Origin of the sequence: Streptomyces sp. PR69 (genome assembly GCF_026420845.1) — a bacterium.
Classification (GTDB): domain Bacteria; phylum Actinomycetota; class Actinomycetes; order Streptomycetales; family Streptomycetaceae; genus Streptomyces.
Genome location: NZ_JAOWCB010000019.1, coordinates 105,673 through 113,538 on the forward strand (window position 1 = coordinate 105,673; position 7,866 = coordinate 113,538).

General features: G+C 72.9%; 6 protein-coding genes and 1 pseudogene. 3 read left to right on the forward strand and 4 right to left on the reverse strand.

Features of this window, described 5'->3' with window-relative positions; genetic code table 11:
* Positions 1-24 precede the first annotated feature (24 nt).
* From OF819_RS19330 to OF819_RS19345, 4 genes are all read right to left on the reverse strand, one after another.
* Positions 25-1,356: an SPFH domain-containing protein gene (locus tag OF819_RS19330; RefSeq protein ID WP_267244831.1), complete on the reverse strand. Its 1,332-nt coding sequence runs from the start codon at positions 1,354-1,356 to the stop codon at positions 25-27.
* Entirely contained in the window at positions 1,353-3,134 is a 1,782-nt protein-coding gene (locus OF819_RS19335; RefSeq protein ID WP_267244832.1) for an SPFH domain-containing protein, read from the reverse strand. The genes OF819_RS19330 and OF819_RS19335 overlap by 4 nt, the downstream gene beginning before the upstream one ends.
* A gap of 240 nt (positions 3,135-3,374) precedes the next feature.
* Positions 3,375-5,210: a transglycosylase domain-containing protein gene (locus OF819_RS19340; RefSeq protein ID WP_267244833.1), complete on the reverse strand. Its 1,836-nt coding sequence runs from the start codon at positions 5,208-5,210 to the stop codon at positions 3,375-3,377.
* Between the two features lie 241 nt (positions 5,211-5,451).
* On the reverse strand, positions 5,452-6,081 hold the full coding sequence (locus OF819_RS19345) for a TetR/AcrR family transcriptional regulator (protein ID WP_267244834.1): 630 nt from the start codon (positions 6,079-6,081) through the stop codon (positions 5,452-5,454).
* 88 nt (positions 6,082-6,169) lie between these two features.
* On the opposite strand from OF819_RS19345, the gene OF819_RS19350 reads away from it, so the two are divergent.
* From OF819_RS19350 to OF819_RS19360, 3 genes and pseudogenes are all read left to right on the forward strand, one after another.
* Entirely contained in the window at positions 6,170-6,427 is a 258-nt protein-coding gene (locus OF819_RS19350) for a hypothetical protein (RefSeq protein ID WP_416370573.1), read from the forward strand.
* Positions 6,424-7,272 (forward strand): NmrA family NAD(P)-binding protein, encoded by an 849-nt coding sequence (locus OF819_RS19355; protein WP_267244835.1) that lies wholly within the window; start codon positions 6,424-6,426, stop codon positions 7,270-7,272. The genes OF819_RS19350 and OF819_RS19355 overlap by 4 nt, the downstream gene beginning before the upstream one ends.
* Before the next feature lie 77 nt (positions 7,273-7,349).
* Positions 7,350-7,866 (forward strand): annotated as a pseudogene (locus OF819_RS19360) (ABC transporter ATP-binding protein); the annotation flags it as partial.

Sequence of the window (7,866 nt, forward strand, 5' to 3'; positions counted from 1 at the left end):
CCGAGAGGGGACAGACCGTCCCGTCTACTCCCCGCGGCCGTCCTCACCCGGCGGCCGGCCGCCGGGGAAGTTCCCGCCGGTGTCCGGCGGGAGCGGCGTCAGCCGGGGCAGCAGCTGGGCGGTGATCAGGGTCGACAGCGCGGAGACGTCGCCGCCGGCGCCGTCGGTCCTGACGACCACCGGCTGCGGCGCCCGTGTGGCAAGCTCGGCGCCCACCTCCAGCCGCCTGCGTGCCAGTTCGTACTGGAGGACCGCGCGGTTGTCGCGGTAGGCCTTGGCGAGGGCGCGCTGTGCGCGGGCCTCGTTCTCGGCGGCGATCAGCCCGCTGCGCCCGCGCGTCTCGATCTCGAAGCGCACCCGCTGGGCGTTGGTCTCCTGCTGTTCGAGCAGCTGGGCGACCTCTTCCCGGGCCCGGTTCAGGGCGGCTTTCACCTCCACGATGCGCGCGTCCCGCACCTTCTTCGCCCGTTCGATGTCCATGCCCAGGCTGTCGATGCGGCGCTTGCGGGTCAGACCCCACTCCTGTTCGTACGCCGTGCGTTCCTTGGCGATCCGCTCACGGGTGGCCAGATGCTGCTGGTATTGCGCGGGCAGCTGGACATCGGGGATGTTGGACCCCGTGACGCGCACGCCGTAGCGCGACAGCTGGCGGTTGAGCAGCTCCTGCATGTCGGCCACGTCTGAGCCGCGCAGGTCGTAGGCCCGCTCGGTGCGCATGGTGCGGGCGCGCTGCCGGATGGCGTCCTGCACCGCGCTGGACAGCACCAGGTCGAAGTTGCCCGCGCCGATGGTGCGCACGAACAGCACCGCGTCCGTGATCCGGAATTTCAGGAAGAACTCGATCGACCGCAGCGGCACATTCTCCTGTGTCGGGCAGGCCATCACCGGCGCGGAGTACGGGATCTCGGTCGCCGTGTCCACGACGAAATCGACCCTTGACCACGGATGCCACAGATAGTGGCGGCCGGCGTCGAGGGTGCGGGTGACGGCGCCGTAGCGGGTCAGCACGCCATTCGTGCCCTGTTCGATCTCGACGATCGAGGACCGCCACCACCACAGCCCGCCGGTCAGGATCAGCAGGAGCCCGGCGGTGTAGGCGAGCGCGGCCAGCGCCCCGTACGCCAGATCGGCGGCCCCGTCCGAGCCTGCCTCGCGCACACTCAGCATCACCCCGCTCAGCAGGGCGAACAGCCCCAGCCACAGCGGCAGCATCCACCACAGTCTGCGCCGGTGGCGGGGAATGATCACCGGGATCAGGGTGCCCGCCTCGCCGCCGCGCAGCAGCTGCGCGATCTCACTCCACGGGGCGACGGCCTCGGATATGACCGACCGGCGGCCGGCAGGTGCGCTGCTCACTGTTCGGCCCCGTCGGACTCGTCGAACCGCCCGAACCGCTCGGACGTCCCGGCCTGCTCGGCCGCCGAGGCCGCTACGGCCCCTGCGGCCTCTTCGGCCTCTTCGGAGGCGGCCCCGGCAGCCGCCTCCGCCGCGGCCCCGGCGGCCGCCGTCGTCTCTGCCGCCGCCGCGGCGGGCGCGGTCGGCACGGTTGGGCGGTCCGCCTCCAGCAGCGCGCTGATCTCCGCCTCGCGGGAGGCGATGCGGTCGGCGACCTCGCCGAGCCGCGCCCGCACCGCCGCCGTGTCCGCGTCCGTGAACAGCTTCGCGCCCCGCTCGCCGACGAGCTCCCGGGCCAGCTGCAGAAAGTCGACCCCGGCCGCGCCGCTGCCGTCCGCGGAGCCGCCGATCCGCACCAGGTGCGGAAGATGGTCCGCGACCTGCTCCAGCGTGTCGAGCACCTGCTGCTGGTAGCGGTACTCGAGGATCTCCGGCGCCTCGGCCGCGGTCACCGCACGGATGTCCAGCGCCTGCGCTTCCAGCAGCGCCGCGTTGGCCTTCGCCTCCGACTCGGCCTGCACATACCGCTGGCGGGCGAGCGCCTCGGCGCGGTTGGTCTCGCGCTCCACCGCGGTGTCCATCTGCGCCTGGTACTGGGCGATGTCGGCCTGGATCGCGGACAGCGTCTCCTGACTGCCCGCCAGCTCCCGGCTCAGATCGCCCTCGTCCTGCTCCTTGCGCAGCATCAGCGCGTACTCGTGGGTGTACGCCTCCTTCGCCATGCGCACCATCTCCGGGGCCGCCAGGTCCATGCGGTAGTTGCGGTCGGACGGCTCGGCGTGCGTGATGTTGGCGTTGGTCAGCTCCACCGCGGGCCGGAACTGCTGGTTCAGCTGCTCCAGCAGCCGCCCTGTGTCCTCGCCGACCATGTCGTAGATCCCGGCGGCCTCCTGCTCGTAGATGAGGCTGCGGATTGTCTCGCTCACCGCGTTGCTCAGCTTTTCCTCGAAGCCGCGCACCGCGCCCAGCGTGTAGACGAACTCGGTGGGGTCGCTGATGCGGAACTGGATGAACAGATCGATCGACGCCTTCACGCCCCCCTTGGTCGGGGCCTCGCGCACCGGCGCGTTGAACGGGTACTCACGGGTCGTGTTGACGATGTACGACACCCGCTTCCACGGGCTGAGCAGAATCACCCGCCCGGGCCCGACCACCCGCTCCAGCTTCCCGAACCGGGTGATCATCGCCTGGCTGCCGTCCGGCACCATCACCATGCCCTGCCGCCACCACACGAACACCACGGCGAGCACCGAGATGACCCAGTAGTGGACGCCGAAGAGCGGATGGCTCCACGGGGAGTCGTCCACGGCCGAGACGACCGCCGTGCCCACGACGCCCACCAGAAGCAGCGACAGCACCGGCAGCATGGACAGCAGCGAGCGGCCCCTGGGCAGCACCATGGGGCAGATCGCATGGACCTGCTCGCCGTCCACGCGCTGCTGCTCGCTGCGGCCCAGCGCCGCACCGGCGTCATCCAGAGCCACGGTCTTCTGCGCCATGACGGTGGCGATCGACCCGCCCTGCTCGCGCGCGGCCGGGAAGTCCGCCGGGTCCATGCCCTCCTCCTGCGGCTCGTGCCGCTCGTCGGAGTCATGCATGTCGTGCCGCTGCTGCCGTTGCTGCCCGCCCGAGCGTCCGGTGTGCCGCCGCAGCTCCTCTTCGGCGGCTGCCCGCGGACCGGTGCCGGAGGCCACCGCCTGGGCGGCTCTCCGCAGGCTCTGAGCCCGTGTTCGTGCCATGACGATCCCCCCTCCTTCGTTCCTTGCCGTTGTGTTCCCTGTCCTGGGGCGCCGTGCCGGGCGCCCCAGGACATCCCACACCATGCGCCGGGACGGGGGCAGGGAGGGTCCGAAGGCCAGGGCGGGGCTTCGTGCGGTTCGCGGCCGGCGGCGACCGCCTCGCTCACATGTTGGCAGCACGCGGTGTCGTCCGGTCCGGTCAGGAATCGGCGGCCGGGCAGTGCGTCGGGCGGTGCGCGCTCAGTCGCTGCCGCTTCCGGGCCGTTCGCCTTTCATGAACGCCGACCACACGCGCAGGGGCAGTGTCTCGCCCCTGCCCGGCGTTCCCGTGCCGGGTTCGTCGAGCGCCAGCAGTCCGCCGCCGTCCGGGGCGCTGCGGAAGACGGTGACGGCCGTCGACAGCTCCTCGCCGTATCCGACGAACCACCCCGCCGGGATCCGGTCCCCGCCGTCCGTGCGCCCGGCGGCGATGGGCCCCAGGCTGCGCAGGGTGGCGGCGTCGACGGCGTCCACGGCGACGTCCCGCAGCGCCCGGGTGAGTTCGCGGGCCGTCTGCGGGGCGATCGCCTGCCGGGAGCCCGGCCGTTCCAGGCCTGCCAGCGGTGTTCCCCGGTAGGTCGCCGAGGCCACGGAGTACGGTGCGGTCCGCCGTCCCTCGCGGGCGAACGTCGCATACGCTGCGGCCATCCGGATGGCGCTCGGCGTGGACGTGCCGAGCGCGAACGACGGGTCCGGCGCCGCCATGCTGTGCGGCAGCAGCCCGGAGGCGATCGCGGTTTTCCGCACCTGGCGCGGTCCGACGTCCGCGCCCAGCCGGCGGAAGGCGTCCTGGTCGCCGCGGACCAGGGCCCGGCGCAGGGCGAGCGTGTCCGGTGAGGCGATGTCTGCGCCGGCCCCGCCGGCGCCCGCCGGCGGGGGCACGGCGGTGTCGAGCAGTCCGGTGCGGGCCGATGCGAGGCTCTCGCCCGTCGCGCCGCCGTGCTCCAGGGCCGCCGCCAGGACGAAGGGCTTGAACGCCGACCCCACCGGCACCCCGGCCGTGTCGGCGTTGCTCGCGAAGTGACGTGTGGCGTCGGGCCCGCCGTACAGGGCGAGCACCGCGCCGTCCTCGGTCCGTACGGACGCGGCGCCGTACTGGACGTCCCGGTCCGCTGCCTGTCGGTCCGGGGCCTGCGCCTCGGCGGAGACTTCCTCCACCGCCCGCCGCAGCCGTTCCACCGCGGCCCGGTCGAACGTGGTGCGGATGTGGTACCCGCCCCTGCCCAGCGCCTCGGGCGTCAGCCCCGCCCGGTTCCGCAGGTCCTTGTTGGCCGCGTCGACGAGGTAGCCGGCCTGCCCTGCGAGGCCGCTTGCCGCCTCCCGCGGCCGGGGCTCGGGGAAGACGGAGTAGGCCGCCCGTTCCTCACGCGTCATCAGCCCGAGCTCCACCTGCCGGTCCAGTACATACCGCCAGCGTGCCTCCGCCCTGCGGCGGTTGGCCTCGCCGAGGGCCGGGTCGTACAGATCCCCGTTCTTGAGGAGCGCGGCCAGCAGGGCGCTGCGGGAGGGGTCGAGCTGCCGGACGTCCGTGCCGTAGTACGCCATGGCCGCCGCCTGGACCCCGTAGGAGTTCCGGCCGAACCAGCTGGTGTTCAGATACCCCTGCAGGATCTGGTCCTTGGACTGGGTCCGGGACAGCTTGACCGCCAGGCACAGCTCGCGGAGCTTGCGTTCGGCGGTCTGCTCCTGGGTGAGGAAGGTGTTCTTCACATACTGCTGGGTGATCGTGGAGCCCCCCTGGAGTTCCTCGCCGCGCACGACGCTGACCGCGGCCCGCGCCAGACCGCGGACGGAGAAGCCCGGGTCGCTGCGGAAGCCGGCGTTCTCCGCGGCGATCGCCGCGTTCTGCAGGGAGAGCGGGATGTCCGACAGCGGCACGCTCTGCCGGTTGACGGGGCCCACGCTCACCATCTGTGTGCCGTCGGCCCAGTAGTAGACCGTGGCCTCGGCCTGTGCTTCGGCGTTGGGGTCCGGGATCGTCGTCGTCGCGTAGACCCAGCCGGCCAGCCCGGTGACTGCGGCGAAGCTTAAGAGCACAAGGCCGAGGAGCTGCCGCCATGACGGCAGGAAGCGAGCCGGTCCGCTGCGTCCCCGGCGGGGGTAGTCGACACGGACGCGAAGCAGGCCGGCCGGGGCGGTGGACCGGCGCGGCGTCCGGGTGCTGCGACCCCTGCGGCGTATCACGGTGGAGGACCTCTTTCGTACGGTGAAAGCGGGTGCACTCTCTCCTACGGGCCGCGACGACCGCCCGTTCACCAGGGCCGCGGGCGGGCCGCCGTCAGCACCCGGCGCCGCGGCCCGAGGCCGGTCCCCGCCCGGTGCCGGCGCCGAGCACCGAGGCGGTGAAGTCCGCCAGCTGATCCCGCAGTTCCTCGCGGGGCACGCCCTTCCCGTCGGCCAGGTGCGCGACGAGGTCGGCCCGGGTGGCGGCGAGCAGCGCGTGAGCGGCGAAGCCGGCGGAGCCGGCGGCCGCCGGTCCCGGGGTCTGCTCCAGCAGGTCCCGGAGCAGGGTGTGCCAGCGCTCGTAGTGCTCGGTGCGGTAGGGGCTGTCCGCGCCGGCCGACTCCAGGGCCATGGCGAGGTGGCGGTTGTCGAGCTTGAAGCACAGGACGGCGTCGAGCAGGGCGGGTACGCGCACCAGCGGCGGGGCGGCGGGTCCCAGGGGCGGCGGTCCCTCCTCGACGGCCTTTCTGACCGGCTCGAGCCGTGCCGCGTACAGCGCGCGGATCAGCCCCGTGCGATCGCCGAAGGCGCGGAAGAGGGTCGCCTTGCCGACGCCGGCCGCAGCCGCGATGTCGGCCATGGTGACGTTCTGGGGGCTCTGGCACTGGGCGAAGAGCGCGTCGGCGGCCGCGAAGACGGCTGCCCGGTTGCGCACCGCGTCCTTGCGCGGTCTGCGCGCGTCCACGTGTTCCCTCCCTTGCAATCCGGACCGGCGGTCCGTATCGTCCATTGAAACGGACCGCGGGTCCACATCGTACGGGACGGAGGACCCCATGCCCATGCCCACGCACGCGACGCACGCGTCACCGGAAGAGCTCGACCGCCACGGCCTGCGCCTGCTCCTCGACAAGGACATTCCCGCCCGGCCGGGGCGGCTCGGGGGCGGGAAGGCCGTCGCCGCCTCTATACGCCACCATCCCGACCTGAGGATCCACCAGACCGCCGGCCCGCAGACCATCGTGGTCGGGATGCGCGGCGCGGGCCGCCTGGCCGGGATGCAGGGCCCCTTCGGCGTCACCGGCGTCCGATGACTGTCACCGGCGCCACCCTGGTCACCGGGGCCACCGGCACCACCGGCAGCCGAACCGCCGCCGCGCTGATCGCCGCAGGCCACCGCGTCAAGGCCGCGAGCCGTCGGGCCGCCCGGCTCCCGGGCGCGGAACCGGTCCGCTTCGACTGGTACGACCCCGCCACCTTCGGCGACGCTCTGCTCGGAGCAGAACGCGTCTACCTCGTCCCGCCGGTCGGCGACCCCGACCCGGCCGCGGTCATGCTGCCCTTCCTCCACCGGGCCCGCACCGCAGGCGTGCACCGCGCCGTGCTGCTCAGCTCCTCGGCCATCTCCGAAGGGGGCCCGGGCGCGGGGGCGGTGCACCAGGCCCTGCGGGGCCTGTTCGGCCACTGGGCGGTGCTGCGGCCCTCCTGGTTCATGCAGAACTTCACCGGCACGCACGCCCACGCCCGCAGCATCCGCGAAGACGCCGTCATCCTGACCGCGGCCGGATCCGGCCGTGTCGGATTCGTCGACGCCGAGGACATCGCCGCCGTCGCCGCCCGCGCCCTGACCGCCGCCCGCGCACCCAACGCCGACCTGATCCTGACCGGGCCGGAGGCGCTCTCCTACGACGACATCGCGGCCGTCGTCACCGAGGTCACAGGCCGCCGTGTGACCCACCGCCACCTGACGTGCGAACAGCTGCGTGACCGCCTGGCCGCGTCCATGCCGCTGGAATTCGCCGCCCTGCTGGCCGGCATGGACCGCGCCATCGCCCGGGGAGCCGAGAACCGGACCACCGACACCGTCCAGCGCCTCACCGGCCGGCCGCCGCACAGTTTTCGGACGGTGGCCGAACGGGAGCTGACACGGCGCAGATGACGTGCGGAGGCCATGGCGACGGCGCTGCGGGCACCCGACCGCCGCACACCACCGCCGAGCGCCCCCGCCGCCCGCCCCTCACCCGCCAGGCGCCGCACCGTATTGCCTGGCTGGGCGTGGCCCGTACTTTCCAGAACATTGTGCTCACCCACGGGACGGTTGCCGACAATCTGATGCTCGGCCGCCACTGCCTGACCCGTGCGGGATTCGTGGAGAGTGCGCTGCGGCTGCCTCGTGCGGTGGGGGAGCAGCGCCGCCACCGGGAGCGAGCGGCCGAGATCGCGGACTTCCTCAGCCTGAGGTCCGCTTTCGACAAGCCGGTGAGCTCGCTTCTGTACGGGGACCGCAAACGTGTCGAGATGGCGCGTGCGCTGTGCATGGAGCCCCGGCTGCTGCTGGACGAACCTGTCGCCGGCATGCATCCCGCCGAGCGGGCGGCCATGGCAGAAGCCATCGCCAAGGTCCGTGACGCGCTGGGCATCTCGATCCTGATCGTCGAGCACGACATGGGTCTGATCATGCGCATCGCCGACTCGGTGACCGTTCTCGACTTCGGCCGGTTGATCGCCGACGGGCCTCCCGAGCGTGTCCGGC

Excerpts from the sequence above, each read along its gene's own strand:
- OF819_RS19335 (WP_267244832.1), bottom strand. The coding sequence starts at position 3,134 with ATGGCACGAACACGGGCTCAGAGCCTGCGGAGAGCCGCCCAGGCGGTG.
- OF819_RS19355 (WP_267244835.1), top strand. The coding sequence starts at position 6,424 with ATGACTGTCACCGGCGCCACCCTGGTCACCGGGGCCACCGGCACCACC.
- OF819_RS19350 (WP_416370573.1), top strand. The coding sequence starts at position 6,170 with ATGCCCATGCCCACGCACGCGACGCACGCGTCACCGGAAGAGCTCGAC.